This window comes from Peribacillus sp. NPDC096448, from assembly GCF_044762675.1.
In the GTDB taxonomy this organism is placed as follows: domain Bacteria; phylum Bacillota; class Bacilli; order Bacillales; family DSM-1321; genus Peribacillus; species Peribacillus frigoritolerans_B.
The window spans coordinates 203,294-227,304 of the sequence record NZ_JBIWEU010000004.1; the positions used below are offsets into that span (position 1 = coordinate 203,294).

Sequence of the window (24,011 nt, forward strand, 5' to 3'; positions counted from 1 at the left end):
CTAGGAGGGTACCTTTAATTTTGGCTATTTTACCGATTGTTTTGTTTCCTGAAAAAATTTTACAACAAAAATGCGATAAAGTAACAAGTTTTGATAAAAAGTTGGCAAAGCTGTTAAATAACATGTATGAAACGATGGTGGAGGCGGATGGCGTTGGACTTGCAGCACCTCAAATTGGCGTTAAAAAGCAAGTGGCCGTCGTTGAAATAGAGGAAGGATCAGGTGCAATCGAACTGATTAATCCGGAAGTGCTGGAATTGGAAGGCGAACAGACAGGTGTTGAAGGATGCTTGAGCTTCCCGAGTTTATATGGTGAAGTATCGCGTCCTTACCGTGTCAAAGTCCAGGCACAAGACCGAAAAGGATCTTATTTCGAGATAGAAGCGGAGGATTTCCTTGCAAGGGCCCTTCTACACGAAATCGATCATCTGCAAGGAGTTTTATTTACAAGTAAGGTTTCCCGGTATATTTCGGAAGAAGAGTTAGAAAGGTATGGAGAAGAATGACAAAAATAATTTTTATGGGTACACCGGACTTTTCAGTGCCGGTCTTGAAAAGAATCATAGATGAAGGGTATGATGTGATCGCTGTTGTCACACAGCCCGATCGTCCAGTAGGCCGAAAAAAGGTGCTAACGCCGCCGCCAGTTAAAGTCGAAGCCGAAAAGCATGGGATACCCGTTTATCAGCCTGAAAAAATCCGTGAAAAAGAAGAACTTGAAAAAATCATTGCATTGAATGCTGACTTAGTGGTGACGGCGGCTTTCGGACAAATCCTTCCGAATGAATTGCTGGATGCCCCTAAGTACGGCTGTATTAATGTACATGCCTCCCTGCTTCCTGAACTGCGCGGAGGGGCGCCTATTCATTATTCCATTTTACAGGGGAAAGAAAAGACTGGGATAACCATAATGTATATGGCGGAAAAATTGGATGCCGGTGATATATTGACTCAGGCGGAAGTTACTATAGAGGAAGAAGACAATGTTGGTACACTGCATGATAAATTAAGCAAGATAGGATCGGATTTACTTGCGGAGACACTTCCAAAACTTATAAATGAAGAGTTACAGGCAATCAAGCAAGATGATGCTAAAGCATCTTTTGCGCCTAACATCAAACGGTCGGAGGAAAAAATCGACTGGTCGAAATCAGGGGAAGACATCTATAACCATGTCCGCGGCCTGAATCCTTGGCCTGTTGCTTATACAACCTTAGACGGTTCCATTATGAAAATTTGGCAAGTAAAGAAAATGGAAGATGGCAAACAGGCCTTGCCGGGCACGGTCATCGATGTACAAAATGATGGTTTCATCGTTTCGACAGGCAATGAGACGGCAATACTAGTAACAGAACTGCAGCCTTCAGGAAAGAAAAAAATGCCAGCGAAAGATTACTTGCGCGGAGCCGGATCGTTCATTAAAGCAGGCATGAAGTTAGGAGAACAGAATGAAGCAAACTAAAAAGGGAGTACGTGAAATCGCTCTCGATATTTTGGAATCTGTAGAGAAAAACCAATCTTACAGTAACCTATTATTGAACAACTTGATTAAAAAGCACCAGTTATCCGTCGTGGACAGTGGTTTGCTTACAGAAATAAGCTACGGTACCATCCAGCGGAAAATGACTTTGGATTATTTTTTGAACCCGTATATTAAACAACCTAAAAAAACGCAAAGCTGGGTCATCAATTTACTTAGACTTTCCGTTTACCAAATGGTCTATTTAGATAAAGTGCCTGACCATGCAATCATTTTCGAGGCTGTCGAAATTTCCAAAAAGCGCGGGCACAAGGGTACATCTTCGATGGTCAATGGTGTGCTTCGTAATATTCAAAGAAATGGTGTTCCTTCTTTAGGGGAAATTAAAGATGATCTGGAACGGCTTTCCATAGAAGTAAGTCATCCTATTTGGCTGGTCCAGCGTTGGGTAGAGCAATTTGGTTATGAAAAAACCAAGGAAATGTGTGAAATCAACTTAACTGCACCATTACAGACAGGACGGGTTAATCTAAAGAAGATTTCACGCCGTGAACTGATCAGCATATTAACGGAAGAAGGATATGATGTTGAAGCAAGTGAAGTCGTTCCCGAAGCAATCGTCAGCTATAAAGGGAATCTTGCTCATTCAGAAAGCTATAAAATGGGGTATTTATCGATTCAGGACGAGAGTTCAATGCTTGTTGCCCATGCATTGGGTGCGAATGAAAATGATGCTGTTCTCGATTGCTGTGCTGCACCTGGAGGGAAAACGACACATATCGCAGAAGGCTTGACCACAGGACAAGTATATGCGCTCGACCTTCATGAGCATAAGGTCAAGCTCATTAAAGAGCAGGCGGAGCGCCTGAAACTCAGAAACAATATTAAGACAATGGCCCTTGATAGCAGAAAAGTGCAAGAGCACTTTAATAAGGAAGGGTTTGACAGGATCTTGATCGATGCACCATGTTCCGGGTTGGGAGTAATGCGCCGGAAGCCTGATGTAAAGTATACTAAAACAAAAGATGATATAATGAAACTCTCAAGTATACAAAAACAATTATTGGAATCGGCTGCCCCGCTTGTTAAGCAAGGCGGACGGTTAGTATATAGTACCTGTACGGTGGATAAAGAAGAAAATGACAAAGTCGCTGCAGCATTTTTGGAAAGCCATCCGGATTTTGAAAGCGATGCAACCTTGTCCACAAGAATGCCTGAAAGCGTTCAGCCATATATCGAGGGTCATACGCTGCAAGTTTTTCCGCAATATTTTAGCAGTGACGGATTCTTTATTGCGAGTTTTAGAAAGAAGGTGCTGTAATGGCAGAAATCACTAAATCATCTAGAGTAAGAAAAGACACGACACCAGAAAAACCATCGATCTACTCATTGGAGCTTCACCAAATTAAAGAATGGCTTATTCAAAATGGAGAGAAGGCATTCCGGGCCGATCAAGTATATGACTGGCTTTATAAAAAGCGTGTCTCCAGCTTTGAAGATATGTCCAACCTCTCGAAATCACTACGTGATAAGTTGGAGTCACAATTCACCTTCACTACATTGAAGACTTTAATTCAGCAAACGTCCAATGACGGAACGATGAAGTTTTTATTTGAACTCCATGATGGATACTCGATTGAAACGGTGCTGATGCGTCATGAATATGGAAACTCCATTTGCGTGACAACGCAGGTGGGGTGCAGAATTGGCTGTACATTCTGTGCGTCGACACTAGGCGGTTTAAAGCGGAATCTTGAATCAGGGGAAATTGTTGCCCAGGTCGTTAAAGTTCAGCAAGCACTTGATGAATCGGATGAACGTGTTAGTTCTGTCGTCATCATGGGAATCGGTGAACCGTTTGATAACTACGATAATATGATGTCATTCTTGAAGAATATAAACCATGAAAAGGGCTTGAACATCGGGGCGCGTCATATTACCGTTTCCACAAGTGGAATCATTCCTAAAATCTATAAGTTTGCCGAAGAAAGCATGCAAATAAACTTTGCTGTTTCCCTTCATGCACCGAATACGGAATTGAGAAGTAAATTGATGCCGATCAATAAGGCCTACAAACTTCCAGACTTGATTGAAGCCATCAAATACTATACAGAAAAAACAGGTCGTCGTGTAAGTTTTGAATATGGTCTATTCGGTGGCGAAAATGATACAGTGGAGCACGCTGAAGAATTAGCAGCTTTAATAAAAGGGATAAAGTGCCATGTAAACTTAATACCGGTTAACTATGTACCGGAACGCAACTATGTACGAACACCTCGGGACCAAATTTTTGAGTTTGAAAAAACATTGAAGAAGCGCGGCATTAATGTAACGATCCGAAGGGAACAAGGCAGTGATATTGACGCAGCCTGCGGCCAGCTTCGGGCCAAGGAGCGTAAAGAAGAGACGAGGTGACCCTATGAGGGCAATATTTAAGACAGACCGTGGAAAAGTCCGCCAGCACAATGAAGATAATGGCGGAATCTTTAAGAACTCGGAAGGCGTTCGCCTTGCCATCGTTGCAGATGGCATGGGCGGCCACCGTGCCGGGGATGTAGCCAGTGCAATGACGATAGACCTTCTGAAAAAGGGCTGGGAAGTATCCAACGGAATCGAAACGGCAAATGATGCCGAAGATTGGCTTAAGCAGCAAATCTTCACGGTCAATCAGTTGCTTTTTGAACATGCAGAAGCGAATACGGAATGTAAGGGCATGGGGACCACCATTGTTGCGGCCATTTGCACCGACAAGTTTGCCACCATTGCCAACATCGGGGACAGCCGGTGTTATTTGTATAATGAGAGCGGTTTTAAGCAGGTCACGGAAGATCACTCACTCGTTAACGAATTGGTCCGTTCCGGTCAGATTTCGAAAGAAGATGCCGAAAACCATCCACGGAAAAATGTTTTATTACGAGCCTTGGGGACAGAAATGCAAGTGGAAATGGACATTATGACGGTCATCTTCGAAGAAAATGATTTACTATTGCTTTGTTCGGATGGATTGACGAATAAAGTGAGTGAACTGGAACTGGAAGAAACGGTAACCAATGCACAGTCACTTGAAGAAAAGGCGAATTCATTAATAGATAAGGCCAATCACTACGGTGGGGAAGATAATATCACCCTTGTGCTTGTTCAATTTACTGAAGAAAGTGAAAGCAGGTGAATTGAATGTTGATTGGTAGAAGAATCAACGGCCGTTATAAACTGATCGAGATGGTCGGCGGCGGCGGTATGGCGAATGTTTACCTTGCAAGGGATATGATCTTGGATAGGGATGTTGCATTGAAAATACTTCGCATGGATTTTAATAATGACGAAGAGTTCATCAAGCGCTTCAATCGGGAAGCCCAATCGGCAACCAGTTTGGCCCATCCCAATATCGTAAGCATTTATGATGTTGGTGAAGAAGATTCCATCTATTATATTGTAATGGAATACGTTGACGGTTTTACACTTAAGCAATACATACAAAAATATTATCCAATTCCAGTTGATGAAGCCTTGGATATCATGAGGCAAATCACGGCAGCGATTTCCCATGCCCATCATAATGGGATCATCCACCGTGACATCAAGCCACAGAACATTTTGATTGATAAAGAAGGAACCGTCAAGATTACGGACTTTGGCATTGCATTGGCCCTAAGTGCCACAAACATAACGCAAACCAACGCAGTCTTGGGCTCGGTACATTATTTATCTCCGGAACAGGCCAGAGGCGGTATGGCAAATAAGAAATCGGACATTTATTCACTTGGCATCGTCATGTTTGAATTGTTGACGGGGAGATTGCCTTTTTCGGGTGAATCAGCCGTGTCGATAGCTCTTAAACATTTACAATCGGAAACTCCTTCGCCAAAACGCTGGAACCCTGAAATACCCCAGAGTGTGGAAAATATTATCTTGAAAGCGACAGCCAAAGATTCATATTACCGCTATGAGAGCGTGGACTCGATGGAAGATGACATACGGACGTCACTTAATCCGGAGCGTTCAAATGAACTGCCTTTTGCGATTCCCGAAGACCATGATGCAACAAAAGCCATCCCTGTCATTACGGATGATCAGCTTTCAAGCATCGATGAGACAATCATAAGGGGTCCTGAAAAAAATACTTTAGTTTATGCGGACGATGAGGAAAGTGAATCAGAAGCAGAGAGTAAATCGAAAAAGAAACAGAAGAAACAAAAGAAACAGAAAAAACAAAAAAACAAGTCGGAACACAAAGGTAAAAAACGAAAGAACATGCCTGCAATCTTGGTGTCCACCTTTTTAGTTCTCGCACTGCTTGCTGTTTTATCTGTCACTGTTTTACCTCCCCTTCTTGTCTCGAAGGAAGTGACGATCCCTGACCTTAAAGGGGAAGAATTGGATGACGCCATTACTGAATTGCTTGAATTGGATTTGGTCATTGGAGATACGATCGAGATTGAAGATGAAGAGGTTGAAGCTGGTCTTGTTATCAAAACCAACCCTAAGGAAGGTAAGACGGTGAAGGAAGGCGCAGAAATCGATATTTATCAAAGCGTTGGTAAAGAGACGATTTCATTGTCCAGCTATGAAGGTCGAGACTACTCAGATGTTAAATCCCTGCTTGATAAAATGGGATTCAAAAACATAAGCGTGACTGAAAAATATGATGACAGTGCAGCCGGCACGATCATAGATCAATCGCCTTCGGGTGCCACTGAAGTCGTACCATCCGAAACGGAGCTTGAGCTGACGGTCAGTAAAGGGGAAGATCTGCTGAGTTTGAAGAACTTAACGGGGTTCAATGAAGCTGGCCTTAATGATTATTCAAGCGAAAGTGGAATAAAGATTGATGTCGAAGAAGAAATCTATCACGATTCCGTGGCAGAGGGGCTAGTCATTTCCCAGTCACCCGAACCTGATACGAAGGTGGAAAAGGGCAGTACAGTGAAAGTGGTCATTTCAAAAGGGAAAGAAGAAATTCCTCCCAAGAGTGTTACGGAGGAAGTCAAAATCGAGTATGATCCGGTTGAGCCAGGCAAAGCGCAAAAAATCCAAATTTTCATCGAGGATATCAACAATAGCATGACTGAGCCTAAAGAAACATTCTTTATCGTGGAAGATGCCAAGAGAACGATCGAATTAACGGTTTCCCCGGATAAGAAAGCAGGATATAAAGTCATGCGGGACAATCAGGTCATCATCGACCAAGCCGTTTCATATCCAGAATAAATCTAAGAATTAGGAGTGTGGTTATGCCCGAAGGAAAAATTATCAAAGCATTAAGTGGATTTTATTATGTGCTTGATGGTGAAGAGGTCTATCAATGCCGCGGACGGGGTTTGTTCAGGAAGAATAAGGTAACGCCCCTTGTAGGTGATTATGTGGTTTTTGAAGCGGAAAATAAAACGGATGGGACCGTGACCGAAATAAAACCGCGAAAGAATGAATTGATTCGTCCGCAAATCTCGAATGTAGATCAGGCGATCCTTGTCTTTTCAGCAGTAGAACCTGATTTCAGTCCAGCCTTGCTTGATCGATTTCTTGTATTGATCGAGGATAACGAAATCGAACCGATTATCGTCGTGACGAAACTGGACTTGGTTACAGCCGATAACCAAAAGAAATTGTCTCAGTATATTAAAGACTATCAGAAACTTGGCTATACTGTACTTGAGACATCTTCAGTTACCGCTGGAGGAATTGAAGAACTAGTGCCGTATTTAGAAGGAAAAACCAGTGTATTTGCCGGTCAGTCCGGGGTTGGGAAATCGTCTTTGCTGAATGCAATCAATCCAGAATTGGCTTTAAAGACGGATGATATTTCTTCACACCTGGGACGCGGGAAGCATACGACCCGGCACGTTGAGTTGATTCATATTGGCTCTGGACTTGTCGCGGATACTCCAGGGTTCAGTTCACTTGAATTCATGGAAATGGAAGCTGAACGGCTATCCTATTGCTTCCCGGAAATGCATAAGCATGGGGAAGACTGTAAATTCAGGGCCTGTCTGCACGATAAAGAACCGAAATGTGCAGTGAAGGAAGCGGTTGATTCCGGGGAAATTCCACGTTATCGATATGAGCATTATATGCAATTCTTAGAAGAAATAAGAGATAGAAAGCCGAGGTATTAAAATGGTTAAAATCGCACCATCCATTTTATCAGCTGACTTTGCAAAATTGGGAGAAGAAATTCTTGATGTGGAAAGGGGCGGAGCGGATTTGATCCATGTGGATGTCATGGATGGGCATTTCGTGCCGAATATAACGATAGGCTCACTAATTGTTGATGCTATCCGCCCAGTAACGAAGCTTCCGCTTGATGTTCATTTAATGATCGAACAACCTGATCGTTATATCGAGGCCTTTGCGAAAGCGGGAGCCGATTATATTACTGTACATGTAGAGGCCTGTACACATTTGCATAGGACGGTTCAATTGATTAAATCTTTTGGTGTAAAGGCAGGCGTGGTGCTTAATCCAGCCACTCCGGCTTCCTTGATACAACCTATAATCGAAGATATTGACATGGTATTGTTGATGACGGTCAATCCGGGTTTTGGCGGCCAAAAGTTCATTAAATCCGTTCTGCCCAAAATTGCCGAAGTGAAGGCGATGGCAGGAAAGTATAATCAAAATCTCGAAATAGAGATTGATGGTGGAGTAAATGAAGAAACGGCTAAACTATGTATTGAACAAGGGGCGACAATCCTGGTGGCCGGCTCGGCAATATATAATCAGGAAGATCGACACGCAGCGATTCAAAAGATTCGGGGAAAGTGATATAAGCCGACACTATCATATTCGTATGATGGTGATCGGCTTTTTTCATCAATTAAACTAGGGCACCTTGGATATGATTATATATGGAAAAGGATGATTTCGATGATTATCAGTATAATGGCTGGAGGTCCGGAATGTTTTTGGCCGGATTTAACATGGTATAAGGAGAAGACAGATCTTTGGGTCGGGGTTGACAGGGGAGTATGGTCTCTGCTTGAAAAAGGTATCGAACCTAGGTACGGTTTTGGGGATTTTGATTCAGTTTCGGAAGATGAATACCAGAAGATTGAGCAAAAGCTGGAACAAATCAATCTATATTCTTCGGAAAAGGATGAAACGGATTTAGAGATCGCATTTAAATGGGCAATAGGGCAAAAGCCAAGAGAAATTCACATTCTGGGCGCAACAGGGGGAAGAATGGACCATTTTCTCGGGAATATCCAGCTGCTCCAAAAAGAAAGTGTCCTCCCTCATCATGGCGATATGGATATATACATAGTCGATCGGCAAAATATAATCACAGTAAAGACAGCAGGTTCATATGAGGTCACTGATTTGAAAGATAAGAAATACTTGTCATTGCTCCCCGTAACGGCTGAAGTCACCGGCATTACACTTTCGGGTTTCAAATATCCGCTGGACGATGCAAGCTTGGAAATAGGTTCGACGCTTTGCATCAGCAATGAACTAATTTCCGAATCTGGGAATGTTTCATTTGAGAAAGGCATATTAATGGTGATAAGAAGCAGTGATTAAAATTCATGCTTAGAGCAGATTCGGATATAATTACGATCATCCTATATCCGCTTAAAAGCTTATGTTGTAATAGAAAAATTCCACTTCATCTTTAATTGTGGGATGCAAAGAGGAGGGGCATGATGAAATTTTATACGATTAAATTGCCAAAAGTTCTGGGCAGTTTGGTAAGGGCTATGCTCGGAGCGTTTAAAAAAGGCTGATACTTATCTCCATGACACCTCTCAAATTAAGGGAGGTGTTATTTTTCGGTAAAAAGGGCGGCCATCCATTAATGGGTGAAGGCATCCTTTCTTGATGCAGACTAGAACTGATCAAAGATTGAAACCATCCCCATTAAATACCGGCCATTACAAGTAAAAAGGCATCCTAAGAGGATGCCGTAACATTATACGCGTTCTACTTTGCCCGATTTAAGAGCTCTTGCAGAAACGTATACACGTTTAGGTTTACCGTCAACTAAAATACGTACTTTTTGAAGGTTAGCGCCCCATGTACGCTTGCTAGCGTTCATTGCGTGAGAGCGGCTGTTACCAGAACGAGTTCTTCTTCCAGTGATTACACATTTACGTGCCATGTCAAATTCCCTCCTAACTACAACAAGCTTAAGTTTTTCGCAGTCGTCTTAAGTCTTTGTAAAATACTTTAATAATTTATCATACCTACCGTTAGAATGCAATACTTCAGTTAATTACTTTCAAGAAAAAAACCTTGACATACATACTTCAAAATTGAATTATATAGAGTACCGTAAGACATTTACTTTTAAAACCAAAGACATTATAGTAAAATGTCTTTAGTTGATTTGATTTTTGGGAGGGAAAAGAAAATGTCTATCGAATTACAAACGAAGTATGGACAAATTGATATCTCTAATGATGTTATCGCTACTGTAGCAGGCGGCGCAGCCGTGGATTGCTACGGAATTATAGGAATGGCTTCCAAAAAACAATTTAAAGACGGCATTGCCGAAATTCTAAGAAAAGAAAACTTTACTAAGGGTGTAATTGTCCGTCAAGAAGAGGAAGAAGTTCATATCGATATGTATATTATCGTAAGTTATGGAACGAAAATCTCGGAAGTTGCACATAATGTGCAATCAAAGGTAAAGTACACTCTGGACAAAACTGTAGGATTAGCTGTTGATTCCGTTAACATTTTTGTACAGGGAGTTCGTGTGACGAACCCTTAAGTATAGGAGGAAAGTTTGTGTCAATTACAAGTTTGAACGGTAAGCGCTTTGCAGAAATGATCATTCAAGGTGCCAACCATTTAGCGGCTAATGCCCAAATGGTTGATGCGTTGAATGTTTTCCCTGTTCCGGATGGAGATACAGGAACGAATATGAATTTATCGATGACTTCGGGAGCGAAGGAAGTGCAAAATAACGTCCAGGAACACATCGGGAAAGTGGGTGCGTCCCTTTCAAGAGGACTGCTAATGGGTGCACGCGGCAATTCGGGAGTTATCCTTTCGCAACTGTTCCGCGGTTTTGCTAAAGCGATTGAACATAAATCGGAAATCAATAGTGAAGAATTTGCCCAAGCTTTTGAAGCAGGGGTTCAGACAGCTTATAAAGCCGTTATGAAACCTGTTGAAGGAACCATTTTAACGGTTGCCAAAGATGCAGCCAAGCAAGCGGTTTCATCAGCAGCAAAGCATATAGACCTTATTCAGGTAATGGAAGAAATCGTTACGGAGGCCAATGCTTCATTAAAACGCACACCTGATCTTCTTCCAGTCTTAAAAGAAGTGGGAGTCGTAGATAGCGGCGGGCAAGGGTTGGTGTTCGTATATGAAGGTTTCCTTGCTGAACTGAAAGGTGAAGCCCTTCCAGTCCGATCTGCAAATGGTCCAAGCATGGATGACATGATCAGTGCCGAACATCACATGAATGTACAAGGGCATATGAACACGGAAGATATCGTGTATGGCTACTGTACGGAATTCATGGTCCGATTGGAAAGTGAAAAACTTGCCAATAAATCATTTGATGAAGAAAAATTCAGAAATGATTTAAGTGAATACGGAGATTCTTTACTAGTCATCTCAGATGATGAAGTCGTTAAAGTACATATTCACTCTGAACAGCCTGGCACGTGCCTGAATTATGGACAGCAATATGGAAGTTTAATAAAAATGAAAATCGATAATATGCGTGAACAGCATACTGCGATTGTAGGTGAGACGAATACACCGCTTCAAACTAAACCGTCCACCAAAGAGAAGTACGCTGTAGTGTCAGTGGCGATGGGGTCTGGCATCAGCGAATTATTCAAAAGCATCGGCGCTAAGTCCGTCATCGAAGGCGGGCAAACGATGAATCCTAGCACGGAAGATATCGTTAAAGCTGTCGAAGGGGCATATGCAGATCATGTGATCATCTTGCCCAACAATAAAAATATCATCATGGCGGCCAATCAGGCTGCAGATGTACTTGGGGATCATGTGACTGTCATTCCAACGAAAACAGTACCACAGGGAATGGCTGCATTGTTGGCTTTCAACCCTTCACTTGATGCCGAAGAGAATAAGAAAGCGATGATCGAAGCCCTTTCGCATGTGAAAACGGGCCAGATTACTTATGCTGTCCGGGATACCAACATTGACGGTCTTGCAATCGAGACCGGGGACTTCATGGGAATTGCTGAAGGCACCATCAAGGTGAAGGATAAAGACATGACTAAAGCGGCACAAGATCTTCTCTCCGATATGATTGACGAAGATTCAGAAATCCTTACCATTTTATATGGCGAAGATGCCACTGCTGAAGATGTCGAGAGCCTTGTTGTGTTTTGTAATGAGAATTTCGAAGACGTTGAAGTAGAAGTCCATAATGGGAAACAACCTTTATATTCTTTCATTTTTTCAATTGAATAAGTAGAGAACCATGAAGATAAGGGAGACCTATTCGTCACAATGTTTGGAGGATCCCGAAAAAAATAAAAGGCAATAAACTGCATATGTCATTAGGCTATGCAGTTTTATTTTTATGAAAAGAAGGATTACGGACAGCATAATTGTAATTACAATATATCAGGCTTTATTATTAAACTGACTCCCAGTGAATAGAAGGAGGAGCTAACCATGAAATTTAGAAGTGTATTCGATATAATTGGTCCTGTTATGATCGGCCCCTCTAGTTCCCATACAGCAGGAGCTGCAAGGATCGGTAGGGTTGCCAGGAATTTATTCGACCGGGAACCAAAATGGGCCCATATTTCTTTTTACGGATCGTTTGCCAAAACCTATAAAGGCCATGGAACGGATGTAGCCATTGTAGGAGGCTTACTTGATTTTGATACATTTGATGAGAGAATCAAAGAATCGCTGGAATTAGCACGCAAAAAGAAAATGAAAATTACATTTCGAGAAGAAGAGGCGGTACCGGAACATCCAAATACAGCAAAAATAACAGTTGGTGATGATGATGGTGAACTGGAACTTGTCGGAATATCGATTGGCGGGGGAAAAATCGAAATCGTCGAATTGAACGGGTTTAAATTGAGGCTGTCCGGGCACAACCCTGCCATACTCGTCGTTCATGATGATCGATTTGGTGCCATTGCCAATGTTTCAAACATATTAGCCAAGCATCAAATCAATATTGGCCAAATGGAGGTCTCCCGAAAAGAGAAAGGGAAGATGGCCTTGATGACGATCGAAGTGGACCATAACCTGGAGGATCATGTCATCGCTGAAATTACAGCACTCCCCAACATCACTCAAGTAGCAAGGATTGTGGATTGATAGAGCAATCGTTTCCACTTAGGAAGGAGAAGAAATCATGTTTCGAAATGTAGCGGAATTAGTAGAATTAGCTGAATCAAAGCAGAAAAAAATTTCAACGCTGATGATAGAGCAGGAAATGGAAGTAACGGGAAAAAGCCGTGAAGAAATCATCCGCCAGATGGGAGTCAACCTGGATGTAATGGAACAGGCAGTTGAAAAAGGACTTCAAGGTGTGCGGTCCGTTTCCGGCCTGACTGGAGGAGATGCAGTCCTTCTTCAAAATTACATTAAATCAGGAAATTCCTTATCCGGTGATCTGCTGTTGGATGCGGTAAGCAAAGCCGTGGCAACAAATGAAGTGAACGCAGCCATGGGAACGATTTGTGCGACACCGACTGCCGGATCAGCTGGTGTTGTGCCAGGGACCCTTTTTGCTGTGCAAAATAAATTAAAACCGAATCGGGATCAGAAAATTGAGTTCCTATTTACAGCAGGGGCGTTTGGTTTTGTAGTAGCGAATAATGCTTCTATCTCTGGAGCCGCAGGGGGCTGTCAGGCGGAGGTCGGTTCTGCTTCGGGTATGGCAGCGGCAGCCATCGTTGAAATGGCAGGAGGGACACCGGCCCAAAGTGCAGAAGCGATGGCAATCACATTAAAGAACATGCTTGGTCTTGTGTGTGATCCTGTTGCTGGGCTTGTGGAGGTGCCTTGTGTGAAGCGTAATGCCATGGGTGCAGCCAATGCCATGGTTGCAGCAGATATGGCGTTAGCTGGTATCACAAGCCGCATACCGTGTGATGAAGTGATTGATGCAATGTACAAAATCGGACAAACGATGCCATCGGCTCTTAGGGAAACTGCACAAGGAGGTTTAGCGGCTACACCGACTGGGCGGGAGTTGGAAGCGAAAATCTTTGGCTTACCGCTAAATAAGAAGTGAACTCGGCTTTACGGGAACCCATAACAGCAGTAAAAGGCATTGGGGCCGAAACGGCAGCAGCATTGGGGGAAATGGAGATCCATACCGTCGCGGATCTCCTTGAGCACCTCCCATATCGCTATGAAGATTACCGATTGAGGGATTTAGAAACAGTCGAGCATGATGAGCGGGTTACTGTCGAAGGCAAAGTTCATACGGTACCCACGTTAGGGTACTTCGGAAAGAAAAAATCCAGGCTTACGATTAAAGTTTTGACTGGGAGATATTTAATAAATGTCATTTTTTTTAACCAGCCCTATCTGAAGCCAAAGCTTGCGATAGGCGAAACCGTAACGGTAACAGGAAAGTGGGATCGTCATCGCCAAACCATTACAGGTTCGGAATGCCATGTTGGTGATCGTAGCAGGGAAAAAGAGTTCGAACCGGTGTACACGGTGAAGGGCAGCATTACTGTCAAAGGGCTCCGCCGCTTTATCTCCAATGCATTTTCTGAATATGGGACAATGATAGAAGAAAATCTGCCCCCGCAATTATTGGCATCATACAAACTGATGCCGCGTAACGATGCTTTTCGAACCATGCATTTCCCTCAATCGGCAAATGAGGTGAAAAAGGCCCGACGCCGTTTTGTGTATGAAGAATTTTTATTGTTTCAACTTAAAATGCAGGCACTTCGTAAAGTGCAGCGGGAGCAGTCAAAAGGAATAGGACAGGAATTTGACATGGAGCGGCTGGAAGCCTTTGTTGAAACCCTCCCATTTCCTTTGACGAACGCTCAGAATAGGGTCGTCGAGGAAATCCTGAATGACATGAAATCTCCCTACAGGATGAATCGTCTGCTTCAAGGGGATGTCGGGTCTGGGAAAACGGTGGTTGCCGCCATATGCCTGAAGGCGACGATTACAGCAGGTTTCCAAGGTGCACTTATGGTCCCGACGGAAATCTTGGCTGAGCAGCATACACAATCGCTGAAGGCCATGTTGGAACCGAGTGGAGTAAAGGTCGCATTGTTGACAAGTTCGGTAAAAGGCAAAAAGCGCAAGGAACTATTGCAAATGCTGGAATCCGGGGAGCTGGATCTTTTGATAGGAACTCATGCGTTGATTCAAGATGAAGTGAATTTCCGGAACTTAGGTCTTGTCATAACGGATGAACAACATCGTTTCGGAGTGGAACAGCGCCGCATCCTTCGTGAAAAAGGTACAAATCCAGATGTACTTTTCATGACGGCTACACCAATTCCGCGAACACTCGCAATTACAGTGTTTGGGGAAATGGACGTTTCGACAATCGATGAAATGCCTGCCGGGCGTAAAGCGATAGAAACCTATTGGGCGAAACACCAAATGCTTGATCGGATCTTAACCTTTGTCGAAAAGGAATTAAAGAAAGGGAGGCAGGCTTACGTCATCTGTCCATTGATTGAGGAGTCGGAGAAACTCGATTCTTTACAGAATGTTCTTGATGTTCATGCAATGCTGACGCAATACTTTGCGAACAGGTACAAAGTGGGTCTTATGCATGGACGGCTGCCTGCGGATGAAAAAGAAGAAGTGATGCAGCAGTTCAGTGCCAATGAAGCACAAATCCTTGTTTCCACGACGGTCGTCGAGGTTGGGGTGAATGTTCCAAATGCAACGGTAATGGTCATTTATGATGCGGAGCGCTTTGGGCTTTCACAGTTGCATCAGCTACGCGGAAGGGTTGGACGGGGGAGCGATCAGTCCTTTTGCATCCTGCTGGCTGATCCGAAAACGGAAGTCGGCAAAGAGCGTATGAAAATCATGACTGAGACAAATGATGGTTTTGCCCTTTCCGAAAAAGATTTGGAACTTCGTGGCCCCGGGGACTTCTTCGGTAAAAAACAAAGCGGCCTTCCCGAGTTCAAGGTAGCCGACATGGTCCATGATTACAGGACCTTGGAAGTGGCAAGGATGGATGCTGCAAAATTGATCGCCTCCCAAAGCTTTTGGCATTCCCCGGAGTATGCACCTTTGCGGGACTATTTAGAGGGAACGGGAGTATTTACGGGAGAAAAGCTGGACTGAACTGAATAAAAAACCAATAGCAGATTGTGAGATTTTACGCTATATCTTGCAATCTGTTTTTAAAATATATATACTACTATTAGTACCTAGTCATAATACTACGGATGGTGACCTTCAAATGCGAAGAAATAAGAAGGAACGCCAGCAATTATTAATCGAAACGATTAAACAGAATCCTTTTGTAACGGATGAGGAGCTGGCTGAAAAATATTCGGTGAGCGTCCAGACCATTAGGCTTGACCGTCTTGAATTATCGATACCGGAACTGCGTGAACGTATTAAAAGCGTGGCCGAGAAAAAATTCAGTGACGAAATCAGGGCATTGCCTTTGGATGAAATCATCGGGGAAGTAATTGATCTTAATTTAGATGATAATGCAATTTCGATTTTGGATATAAATAAAGAGCATGTCTTTAAGCGGAATGGAATCGCAAGGGGACATCACCTTTTTGCCCAAGCAAATTCATTGGCTGTGGCAGTCATAAATGATGAATTGGCATTAACTGCGAAAGCATCCATTTTATTTACCCGTTCTGTAAAGGAAAATGAAAGAGTGGTAGCTAAAGCGAGGGTTAAAAACGTGGACCACACCAACGATCGTTCCGTTGTGGAGGTTAGAAGCTACGTAGGTAATGAACTGGTTTTTAAAGGCGAGTTCGAAATGTATCGCTCTTAACTTGCTAGTAAAGGATGAAAGAAAATGAAGATAACGATAGATGCAATGGGTGGCGATAATGCTCCCAAGGCACAGGTTTTGGGAGCGATGAAAGCTGTCGAGACTTTTCCCGATGTGGAAATCACCTTGATAGGCAATGAATCCGAGATTAACCAATACTTAGCGAAACACGGCCGAATAAGAGTTATACATACTGATGAAAAAATATTAAGTACCGATGAACCTGTTCGTGCGGTTCGCCGCAAGAAAAGTGCCTCGATGGTATTGGCTGCACAGCAAGTGGCTGACGGTGAAGCGGATGCATGCATTTCTTCAGGCAATACGGGGGCGCTAATGGCTGCAGGTTTGTTTGTGGTCGGAAGGATAGAAGGCATTGAACGTCCGGCATTGGCTCCCACCCTGCCGACAATCGATGGCAAAGGTTTTGTACTACTGGATGTAGGCGCGAACTCCGATGCGAAACCGGAGCATCTCCTTCAATTCGCCATAATGGGGTCTGTTTATGCCCAAAAAGTGCGGGGAATCGAAAAGCCCCGTGTCGGATTACTTAATATCGGAACAGAAGAAAAAAAAGGGAATGAACTGACTAAGCATGCCTTTACATTATTGCAGCAATCATCGGAGATATCCTTTATAGGTAACGTAGAGGCAAGGGACCTCCTAAACGGAGCGGCGGATGTTGTCGTGACGGACGGCTTCACGGGAAATATGGTGTTAAAGACGCTTGAAGGTACTGCTATGGGCGTATTCAAAATGGTGAAAGAGGCCTTGATGAGCAACCTCAAGAGTAAGTTGGCTGCAGCAATGGTAAAGCCTGAACTAAAAGTCATAAAAAATAAAATGGATTACTCGGAGTATGGCGGTGCTGGCCTCTTCGGTTTGAAGGCCCCTGTCATTAAGGCACATGGTTCTTCAGATGCGAATGCGGTCTATAATGCAATACGCCAGACTCGCGATATGGTTGGAAATGACGTCATATCGACAATTGCGGAGACAATAGAAAAACAATAATAATTCATAGGGGCAGGGGAGTAACAGATGGGTAAAATTGCTTTTGTCTTTCCAGGACAAGGATCACAATCAATAGGAATGGGGCATGGCTTATTTCAGGAAAACGAGCGTGCTCAGCAAATTTTTCGATCAGCAGATGAAAAACTTGATTTTCCGCTTTCGGAATTGATTTTTAATGGCACACAACAAGAATTAACGGTGACTTATAATGCTCAGCCAGCTTTATTGACCACGAGTTATGCTTTTGTCAAGGAGTTGGAAGAAGCAGGGATCAAACCCGATTATACTGCCGGGCACAGTTTAGGTGAATATACGGCATTAGTGGCATCTGGTGCAATTTCTTTTGAAGATGCCGTTTATACAGTGCGCAAGCGTGGTGAATTCATGGAAGCTGCGGTACCGAATGGTCAAGGCTCAATGGCCGCGATTTTGGGAATGGAACGTGAAGCTCTATCTGAAGTCACTTCTGAAATTACGTCCACAGGTGAATCCGTTCAATTGGCCAATATTAATTGTCCAGGGCAAATCGTCATTTCAGGCACCTCCGAAGGGGTTAAACTTGCAAGTGCAAAAGCCAAGGAAAATGGGGCTAAAAGGGCTCTTCCTCTTGAAGTGAGTGGACCGTTCCATTCGGAATTAATGAAACCGGCAGCAGAAAAGTTACAGGGTGTCCTCGATGAGGTAAGCTTCAAACAGGCAGAAATTCCTGTCATTTCAAACGTAACGGCTAAGCCCATTACAGCACCTGCCGAAATAAAAGAGAAATTAATCGAACAGCTGTATTCACCGGTCCTTTGGGAGGACAGTGTGAAAAATCTACTTGAATTGGGCGTGGATACGTTCATCGAGGTAGGCCCAGGGAAAGTGTTGGGCGGATTGATAAAGAAAATTGATCGTTCCGTTCAAATTCATTCGGTATCCGATATAGATACTCTAACTAAAACAATTGAAACATTGAAGGGGGTACAAGCATGATCCTCGAAGGTAAAAAAGCACTTGTAACGGGAGCTTCACGAGGTATTGGCAGGGAAGTTGCATTGGAACTTGCCCGTCAGGGAGCAGACGTTGCCATTAACTATTCCGGCAGTGAAGCTAAAGCGAATGAAGTGGTCGATGAAATCAAGGCATTGGGCCGTAAAGCATTCGCCATCCAATGCGATGTTGCAAATAGTGAATCAGTGACAAACATGATCAAAGAGGTCGTCGAACAATTTGACAGAGTGGATATCCTGGTTAATAATGCCGGCATTACACGTGATAACCTATTGATGCGCATGAAAGAAGATGAATGGGATTCTGTGATCAATACGAATCTTAAAGGCGTATTCCTATGCACAAAAGCTGTTACAAGGCAAATGATGAAGCAGCGCAGCGGCAGGATCATCAATATGGCATCGATCGTCGGCGTCAGCGGAAATGCAGGGCAGGCTAATTATGTAGCGGCTAAAGCCGGTGTCATCGGTTTGACTAAAACGACGGCAAAGGAACTTGCTTCAAGAGGCATTACGGTCAATGCGATTGCCCCAGGTTTCATCTCAACGGATATGACTGGAGAATTGCCTGAAGACGTCCAAAAAGCCATGCTGGACCAAATTCCGCTTGCACGTTTCGGTGACCCTAAAGATATTGCTGCAGTGGCGTCTTTCCTTGCTTCCGATGCAAGCAAATATATGACTGGGCAAACACTTCATGTAGATGGCGGCATGGTCATGTAAGTTTTCTTTGATTTTTTTCGAAATTAATTTATAATGTCTTGAGGGGAGGTGAACACATTGGCAGATGTATTAGAAAGAGTAACTAAAATCGTTGTAGATCGTTTGAACGTAGAAGAATCAGAGGTAAAACTTGAAGCTTCTTTCAAAGAAGATCTTGGTGCCGATTCCCTTGATGTAGTTGAACTAGTCATGGAATTCGAAGACGAGTTTGATATGGAAATTTCGGACGATGACGCTGAAAAAATCGCCACAGTAGGTGATGCTGTGAATTACATACAAAGCACTATGTAATGAATTGTCATTTGACTAAAAGCTCCGTTTTTTAACGGGGCTTTCTCTTATTGCTTAAAGAAGTTTGATTCAGCGGCAGATAACGGAATGAGCATCTTCACGGGTATGCTCCGCCTGCATGGCAGTGGTCTTTTGCCTTTAGTTTTCTTTAAGCGGATAATAATGTATGATGGTACATAGGAAAGCTTGACAGGAATTCCTGCCAGGTTTCTTTTTATATATTGGAAAAATATGCTTTTTGAACCGTGGAGGGTTTTGTGTGATGCGTAGGAACGGAAATAATCGTAAACCATCAATCAAGGAAAATAAATTTAAACAGTTGCAAGAAAATCTGGGTTTTCATTTTAAAGATGAAAATTTATTGAAACAAGCTTTTACACATTCATCTTATGTGAATGAGCATCGCCGTAAGCCTTATGAAGATAATGAAAGGCTTGAATTCTTGGGGGACGCTGTACTTGAACTGACCATCTCTAAATACTTATATCAAAAATATCCGATGATGAGCGAAGGTGAACTCACCAAACTAAGGGCAGCCATTGTGTGTGAGCCTTCACTTGTTGCTTTTGCCAATAGCCTTTCTTACGGGGAATATGTATTACTCGGAAAAGGGGAAGAAATGACAGGCGGAAGAGAACGCCCTGCCATGCTTGCGGATGTATTCGAAGCCTATATTGGTGCTTTGTACCTTGATCAAGGATTAGAGCCAGTTGTGCAGTTTTTGAAGAAGGTCGTGTTTCCAAAGATAGACGAGGGTGCTTTTTCTCATGTGATGGATTATAAGAGCCAGCTCCAGGAGCTTATCCAGCGCGATGCCATCGGTGTCCTGCAATATAAGATCTTGCAGGAAAAAGGACCTGCCCATAATCGGGAGTTTGTTTCGACGGTCTCCCTGAATGGGGAAGAACTTGGCTCTGGAATAGGAAGGTCCAAAAAAGAAGCGGAGCAGCATGCAGCCGAGCATGCATTGATCGTTTTAAAAGAAAAAAATCAACAAGATAGTTGAACAGTAGAGGGGGAAAGGTCATGTTCCTCAAACGTTTGGACGTTGTAGGATTTAAATCTTTCGCAGAGAAAATTTCGATTGATTTTGTACCTGGTGTCACGGCAGTGGTTGGACCAAACGGAAGCGGTAAAAGTAATGTGACCGATGCAGTCCGGTGGGTCCTTGGAGAGCAGTCTGCGAAATCACTGCGTGGAGCAAAAATGGAAGATATCATCTTTTCGGGAAGTGACACGAGGAAAGCGTTGAATTTTGCGGAAGTATCATTGACCCTTGATAACGAGACCAATTCCCTGCCGATTGACTTTCATGAAGTCAGTGTGACAAGAAGGGTATATCGATCGGGAGAAAGTGAATTTTTCATTAATAATCAAGGGTGCCGTCTGAAAGACATCATAGACCTTTTCATGGATTCCGGTCTTGGGAGAGAAGCGTTTTCCATCATCAGCCAAGGGAAAGTGGAAGAAATCCTTAGCAGTAAGGCTGAAGAAAGACGAGTGATTTTTGAAGAAGCAGCCGGTGTCCTGAAGTATAAAACGAGAAAACGAAAAGCGGAATCGAAGCTGACGGAAACACAGGATAACTTAAACCGTGTCCATGATATCCTCCATGAATTGGAGGGGCAGGTGGAGCCGTTAAAAATTCAGTCTTCCCTCGCCAAGGAATTTTTGGCGAAGAAAGACGAACTAGAGCAAATAGAAGTGGCTTTAACCGTTTTTGAAATAGAAGAGCTTTATGAAAAATGGGAAAAACTATCACAGGAACTTGAAAAACATAATGAAATGGAACAGGAAATGGCAGGACAGCTTCATGACAGGGAAGCGCATCTCAAAAAGCTAAGGGATAGTCTTGCGACGCTTGAGACATCGATCAATGGACTTCAGGAGATTCTCCTGAATGCCAGCGAAGAACTTGAAAAGCTTGAAGGCCGTAAGGAAGTTTTGAAAGAACGGAAAAAAAATGCCGCCCAAAACAAGTCACAGCTGGAAAAAGCGATTGTGGAAGGTGAGGCCGCTGTCGAGCGTTTGTCTTTGCAAAAGGAAAGGGAAACGGAAATCCTGCATGCACTGAACTTGGAAGTGAAAGGGATTTCTGAAACCTTACATGAAAAACAAAAAAGCATGGGACTATTCAATAGTGATATCGAAGCGATGATCGAAGCGAAAAAGAGTGACTATATCGAGTGGTTGAACAAGCAGGCTTCGGCCAAAAACGAAAAACAATACCTGCTCCAGCAGCTAGCGCAGCAGGAACATAAAAATGCAAAACTTGATATGGAAAATGAAAAGTTCTTAACCGAAAGAATGGATATCACTGCTAAAAAAATGGAATATTCACAGCTGATGGACAATATGACCAAGCAGCTTGAAGAGCATGTCGCTTATTTCCGAAATCAGCAGAATAAATTGAATGCGGCAAAAGATACGTATCAAAAACAAGAAACCACCCTTTATAAGGCCTATCAATTCCTTCAACAGGCAAAATCGCGTAAGGAACTGCTTGAAGAAATGGAAGATGATTATGCAGGCTTCTTTCAGGGTGTAAAAGAGGTTTTGAAAGCGAAAGAAACCCTTCGAGGCATTGAAGGGGCAGTTGCGGAATTGATAAAGGTTCCAAAGGAATATGAAACGGCCATTGAAACGGCTTTGGGCGGAGCGATGCAGCATGTTGTCGTGGAACGCGAAGAGCATGCGCGGGAAGCCATTTCCTTCTTGAAGAAAAATAGGTACGGGCGTGCGACTTTCTTGCCTTTATCAGTCATAAAGGCAAAAGAGATATCAGCTAACCAATTATCGATGCTGAAGAGCCATTCAGCTTTTGTAGGGACTGGTTCCTCATTGATCCAATATGATGATAGGCATGCAGCGATTGCTGAAAACCTGTTAGGGACCGTGATTATCACCACAGATTTAAAAGGTGCAAATGACCTGGCGAAAATGATGCAGCACCGTTTCCGCTTCGTAACACTTGAAGGGGATATCGTCAATCCAGGTGGTTCAATGACTGGAGGAGCATTAAAGCAAAAAACGACCTCCCTGCTTTCAAGGAAAACGGAATTGGAAGAACTCCAACAAAAACTTGCTGCCATGGAAGTTAAAACGAATCAGCTGGAAAAGCAAGTCAAACAGCTCAAAGTGGATGTGGGTGTTCAAGAGCAAACGCTTGAACAAACCAGAAAAACGGGAGAGAGACTTCGATTACAAGAACAAACCCTTAAGGGCCAACTCCGTGAAGTGGAGCTGCAGGAAAGAAATGTGAATGAACGGCTGCATCTTTATGATTTGGATAAAAATTCATATTTGGAAGAACAACAGCAAAAAACGGCAAGACTTGAAGAGCTGGAAGATCTTCTGGAATCATGTAAATCGGAAATTGAAGGGCTGGACCGATTGATTTCCGATATGACCGAACAAAAGCAATCACAACAATCTTCAAAAGAGAGCCTTGCTGAAGAAACGAATGAACTGAGGGTAATGCTGGCTTCCAAACGTGGCCAGCTGCAAAACCAAAAAGAGAAGATGGAACGCATTGAATCGGATCTTTCTAAGGAAACAAGCAGGCTTGCCGAAAACAAAGATGATTTAGGGCTCCTGACCAATGAAATGACAGACAGTTCAAGCGGGGAAGAGTCCTTGGAGGATATGGCTCAGCAGAAATTGCTCGATAAAAATGGAGCAATTGAAGGAATCACCATAAAAAAACAGGAAAAAAACGAACTTCTAATGGAAGTTGAAACCCTTGAACTGTCTTTGAAAGAAGAAAATCGACTTTATAGAGGCATTGTCGAAGTGATAAAGGATGAAGAAGTGAAATTAACTCGTCTGGATGTCGAACTGGAAAATCGCCTCGACCACTTGAGAGAAGAATATACCCTTTCCTTTGAAGGTGCTAAAGAACAGTATCCATTGATGATGCCTGCAGACGAAGCTCAAAAAAGGGTGAAGCTCATCAAGCTTGCAATCGAGGAACTGGGGACGGTGAATTTAGGTGCAATTGATGAATACGCACGTGTAGCTGAACGCTATGAATTCCTTCTTAGTCAAAAGGAAGACCTTCAACAGGCAAAAGATACATTATTCCAAGTCATCGATGAAATGGATGATGAAATGAAGCGGCGCTTTGCGGATACCTTCTATTCGATCCGTAAAGAATTCGAACAAGTCTTCAAAGCTTTATTTGGCGGAGGCAGAGCGGAGCTGAAACTTACGAATCCTGATGATTTGTTAAATACAGGGGTAGACATCATTGCACAGCCTCCTGGAAAAAAACTGCAAAATTTGAGCCTCTTATCCGGCGGAGAACGAGCATTGACAGCCATAGCCCTTTTATTCTCCATTCTAAAAGTGCGTCCTGTTCCTTTCTGTATCCTTGACGAAGTCGAGGCAGCGCTTGATGAAGCGAATGTCGTCCGTTTCAGTCAATTCTTAAGGAAGTTCAGTAGGGAAACGCAGTTCATCGTGATTACTCACCGCAAAGGCACGATGGAAGAGGCGGATGTCCTATATGGCATTACGATGCAGGAGTCAGGCGTCTCCAAACTTGTTTCCGTCCGGATGGAAGAATCAGAAAACTTTATTGAAGTTTAAAATTCATGAA

The 24,011-nt window shown here is 43.2% G+C and carries 23 protein-coding genes; 22 read left to right on the forward strand and 1 reads right to left on the reverse strand.

Going from position 1 to position 24,011, the window contains the following annotated elements:
- The first annotated feature begins 20 nt into the window (after positions 1–20).
- The 10 genes from def to spoVM all read left to right on the forward strand — a co-directional run bounded on the left by def (position 21) and on the right by spoVM (position 9,201).
- Entirely contained in the window at positions 21–506 is a 486-nt protein-coding gene (gene def / locus ACIQ0C_RS09545; RefSeq protein WP_403059245.1) for a peptide deformylase, read from the forward strand.
- Complete coding sequence (gene fmt / locus ACIQ0C_RS09550) at positions 503–1,462, forward strand: methionyl-tRNA formyltransferase (RefSeq protein WP_403059247.1); 960 nt, start codon at positions 503–505, stop codon at positions 1,460–1,462. The genes def and fmt overlap by 4 nt, the downstream gene beginning before the upstream one ends.
- Positions 1,449–2,801, forward strand: coding sequence for a 16S rRNA (cytosine(967)-C(5))-methyltransferase RsmB (gene rsmB, locus ACIQ0C_RS09555; protein WP_402839610.1), 1,353 nt, complete (start codon positions 1,449–1,451; stop codon positions 2,799–2,801). Before fmt ends, rsmB begins: the two co-directional genes overlap by 14 nt.
- Positions 2,801–3,895, forward strand: coding sequence for a dual-specificity RNA methyltransferase RlmN (gene rlmN / locus ACIQ0C_RS09560; protein WP_402839607.1), 1,095 nt, complete (start codon positions 2,801–2,803; stop codon positions 3,893–3,895). Before rsmB ends, rlmN begins: the two co-directional genes overlap by 1 nt.
- 4 nt (positions 3,896–3,899) lie before the next feature.
- Positions 3,900–4,649, forward strand: a complete 750-nt coding sequence (locus ACIQ0C_RS09565) for a Stp1/IreP family PP2C-type Ser/Thr phosphatase (protein ID WP_063596293.1) — start codon at positions 3,900–3,902, stop codon at positions 4,647–4,649.
- A 5-nt stretch (positions 4,650–4,654) separates the two neighbouring features.
- On the forward strand, positions 4,655–6,688 hold the full coding sequence (pknB, locus tag ACIQ0C_RS09570; RefSeq protein ID WP_403059249.1) for a Stk1 family PASTA domain-containing Ser/Thr kinase: 2,034 nt from the start codon (positions 4,655–4,657) through the stop codon (positions 6,686–6,688).
- 23 nt (positions 6,689–6,711) lie between these two features.
- Positions 6,712–7,593 carry a ribosome small subunit-dependent GTPase A gene (gene rsgA / locus ACIQ0C_RS09575; protein WP_403059251.1) on the forward strand — a complete coding sequence of 294 codons (882 nt, stop codon included), beginning with the start codon at positions 6,712–6,714 and terminating at the stop codon, positions 7,591–7,593.
- Between the two features lies 1 nt (position 7,594).
- Positions 7,595–8,242: a ribulose-phosphate 3-epimerase gene (gene rpe / locus ACIQ0C_RS09580; protein WP_402839596.1), complete on the forward strand. Its 648-nt coding sequence runs from the start codon at positions 7,595–7,597 to the stop codon at positions 8,240–8,242.
- 102 nt (positions 8,243–8,344) lie between these two features.
- The gene (locus ACIQ0C_RS09585) at positions 8,345–8,998 is read left to right on the forward strand and encodes a thiamine diphosphokinase (protein ID WP_403059253.1); all 654 of its coding nucleotides are present in this window, start codon (positions 8,345–8,347) and stop codon (positions 8,996–8,998) included.
- Between the two features lie 122 nt (positions 8,999–9,120).
- Complete coding sequence (spoVM, locus tag ACIQ0C_RS09590; protein WP_034313769.1) at positions 9,121–9,201, forward strand: stage V sporulation protein SpoVM; 81 nt, start codon at positions 9,121–9,123, stop codon at positions 9,199–9,201.
- 185 nt (positions 9,202–9,386) lie between these two features.
- Here spoVM and rpmB read toward each other — a convergent pair whose 3' ends face one another.
- Complete coding sequence (gene rpmB / locus ACIQ0C_RS09595; protein ID WP_034313767.1) at positions 9,387–9,575, reverse strand: 50S ribosomal protein L28; 189 nt, start codon at positions 9,573–9,575, stop codon at positions 9,387–9,389.
- A gap of 252 nt (positions 9,576–9,827) precedes the next feature.
- On the opposite strand from rpmB, the gene ACIQ0C_RS09600 reads away from it, so the two are divergent.
- The 12 genes from ACIQ0C_RS09600 to smc all read left to right on the forward strand — a co-directional run bounded on the left by ACIQ0C_RS09600 (position 9,828) and on the right by smc (position 24,001).
- A complete protein-coding gene (locus ACIQ0C_RS09600) occupies positions 9,828–10,190 on the forward strand; it encodes an Asp23/Gls24 family envelope stress response protein (protein WP_048684651.1) in 363 nt (120 codons plus the stop codon).
- Positions 10,191–10,207: 17 nt separating this feature from the next.
- Positions 10,208–11,878 carry a DAK2 domain-containing protein gene (locus tag ACIQ0C_RS09605; RefSeq protein WP_402839590.1) on the forward strand — a complete coding sequence of 557 codons (1,671 nt, stop codon included), beginning with the start codon at positions 10,208–10,210 and terminating at the stop codon, positions 11,876–11,878.
- 207 nt (positions 11,879–12,085) lie between these two features.
- Positions 12,086–12,748 carry an L-serine ammonia-lyase, iron-sulfur-dependent subunit beta gene (sdaAB, locus tag ACIQ0C_RS09610; protein WP_098371044.1) on the forward strand — a complete coding sequence of 221 codons (663 nt, stop codon included), beginning with the start codon at positions 12,086–12,088 and terminating at the stop codon, positions 12,746–12,748.
- A 37-nt stretch (positions 12,749–12,785) separates the two neighbouring features.
- Positions 12,786–13,670: an L-serine ammonia-lyase, iron-sulfur-dependent, subunit alpha gene (gene sdaAA, locus ACIQ0C_RS09615; RefSeq protein WP_403059255.1), complete on the forward strand. Its 885-nt coding sequence runs from the start codon at positions 12,786–12,788 to the stop codon at positions 13,668–13,670.
- Complete coding sequence (gene recG / locus ACIQ0C_RS09620) at positions 13,667–15,718, forward strand: ATP-dependent DNA helicase RecG (protein WP_403059257.1); 2,052 nt, start codon at positions 13,667–13,669, stop codon at positions 15,716–15,718. Before sdaAA ends, recG begins: the two co-directional genes overlap by 4 nt.
- Before the next feature lie 118 nt (positions 15,719–15,836).
- Positions 15,837–16,394 (forward strand): transcription factor FapR, encoded by a 558-nt coding sequence (gene fapR / locus ACIQ0C_RS09625; RefSeq protein ID WP_034313744.1) that lies wholly within the window; start codon positions 15,837–15,839, stop codon positions 16,392–16,394.
- 24 nt (positions 16,395–16,418) lie between these two features.
- On the forward strand, positions 16,419–17,405 hold the full coding sequence (gene plsX, locus ACIQ0C_RS09630) for a phosphate acyltransferase PlsX (protein ID WP_402839577.1): 987 nt from the start codon (positions 16,419–16,421) through the stop codon (positions 17,403–17,405).
- 27 nt (positions 17,406–17,432) lie between these two features.
- A complete protein-coding gene (gene fabD, locus ACIQ0C_RS09635; protein ID WP_402839574.1) occupies positions 17,433–18,380 on the forward strand; it encodes an ACP S-malonyltransferase in 948 nt (315 codons plus the stop codon).
- A complete protein-coding gene (gene fabG, locus ACIQ0C_RS09640) occupies positions 18,377–19,120 on the forward strand; it encodes a 3-oxoacyl-[acyl-carrier-protein] reductase (protein WP_402839571.1) in 744 nt (247 codons plus the stop codon). Before fabD ends, fabG begins: the two co-directional genes overlap by 4 nt.
- Positions 19,121–19,177: 57 nt before the next feature.
- Complete coding sequence (locus tag ACIQ0C_RS09645; protein WP_034313729.1) at positions 19,178–19,411, forward strand: acyl carrier protein; 234 nt, start codon at positions 19,178–19,180, stop codon at positions 19,409–19,411.
- A gap of 262 nt (positions 19,412–19,673) precedes the next feature.
- The gene (gene rnc, locus ACIQ0C_RS09650; protein ID WP_403059259.1) at positions 19,674–20,417 is read left to right on the forward strand and encodes a ribonuclease III; all 744 of its coding nucleotides are present in this window, start codon (positions 19,674–19,676) and stop codon (positions 20,415–20,417) included.
- 20 nt (positions 20,418–20,437) lie between these two features.
- Entirely contained in the window at positions 20,438–24,001 is a 3,564-nt protein-coding gene (smc, locus tag ACIQ0C_RS09655) for a chromosome segregation protein SMC (RefSeq protein WP_403059261.1), read from the forward strand.
- Positions 24,002–24,011 lie beyond the last annotated feature (10 nt).

Excerpts from the sequence above, each read along its gene's own strand:
- fmt (WP_403059247.1), top strand. The coding sequence starts at position 503 with ATGACAAAAATAATTTTTATGGGTACACCGGACTTTTCAGTGCCGGTC.
- rsmB (WP_402839610.1), top strand. The coding sequence starts at position 1,449 with ATGAAGCAAACTAAAAAGGGAGTACGTGAAATCGCTCTCGATATTTTG.
- rlmN (WP_402839607.1), top strand. The coding sequence starts at position 2,801 with ATGGCAGAAATCACTAAATCATCTAGAGTAAGAAAAGACACGACACCA.
- ACIQ0C_RS09565 (WP_063596293.1), top strand. The coding sequence starts at position 3,900 with ATGAGGGCAATATTTAAGACAGACCGTGGAAAAGTCCGCCAGCACAAT.
- pknB (WP_403059249.1), top strand. The coding sequence starts at position 4,655 with ATGTTGATTGGTAGAAGAATCAACGGCCGTTATAAACTGATCGAGATG.
- rsgA (WP_403059251.1), top strand. The coding sequence starts at position 6,712 with ATGCCCGAAGGAAAAATTATCAAAGCATTAAGTGGATTTTATTATGTG.
- rpe (WP_402839596.1), top strand. The coding sequence starts at position 7,595 with ATGGTTAAAATCGCACCATCCATTTTATCAGCTGACTTTGCAAAATTG.
- ACIQ0C_RS09585 (WP_403059253.1), top strand. The coding sequence starts at position 8,345 with ATGATTATCAGTATAATGGCTGGAGGTCCGGAATGTTTTTGGCCGGAT.
- spoVM (WP_034313769.1), top strand. The coding sequence starts at position 9,121 with ATGAAATTTTATACGATTAAATTGCCAAAAGTTCTGGGCAGTTTGGTA.
- rpmB (WP_034313767.1), bottom strand. The coding sequence starts at position 9,575 with ATGGCACGTAAATGTGTAATCACTGGAAGAAGAACTCGTTCTGGTAAC.
- ACIQ0C_RS09600 (WP_048684651.1), top strand. The coding sequence starts at position 9,828 with ATGTCTATCGAATTACAAACGAAGTATGGACAAATTGATATCTCTAAT.
- sdaAB (WP_098371044.1), top strand. The coding sequence starts at position 12,086 with ATGAAATTTAGAAGTGTATTCGATATAATTGGTCCTGTTATGATCGGC.
- sdaAA (WP_403059255.1), top strand. The coding sequence starts at position 12,786 with ATGTTTCGAAATGTAGCGGAATTAGTAGAATTAGCTGAATCAAAGCAG.
- fapR (WP_034313744.1), top strand. The coding sequence starts at position 15,837 with ATGCGAAGAAATAAGAAGGAACGCCAGCAATTATTAATCGAAACGATT.
- plsX (WP_402839577.1), top strand. The coding sequence starts at position 16,419 with ATGAAGATAACGATAGATGCAATGGGTGGCGATAATGCTCCCAAGGCA.
- fabD (WP_402839574.1), top strand. The coding sequence starts at position 17,433 with ATGGGTAAAATTGCTTTTGTCTTTCCAGGACAAGGATCACAATCAATA.
- fabG (WP_402839571.1), top strand. The coding sequence starts at position 18,377 with ATGATCCTCGAAGGTAAAAAAGCACTTGTAACGGGAGCTTCACGAGGT.
- rnc (WP_403059259.1), top strand. The coding sequence starts at position 19,674 with ATGCGTAGGAACGGAAATAATCGTAAACCATCAATCAAGGAAAATAAA.
- smc (WP_403059261.1), top strand. The coding sequence starts at position 20,438 with ATGTTCCTCAAACGTTTGGACGTTGTAGGATTTAAATCTTTCGCAGAG.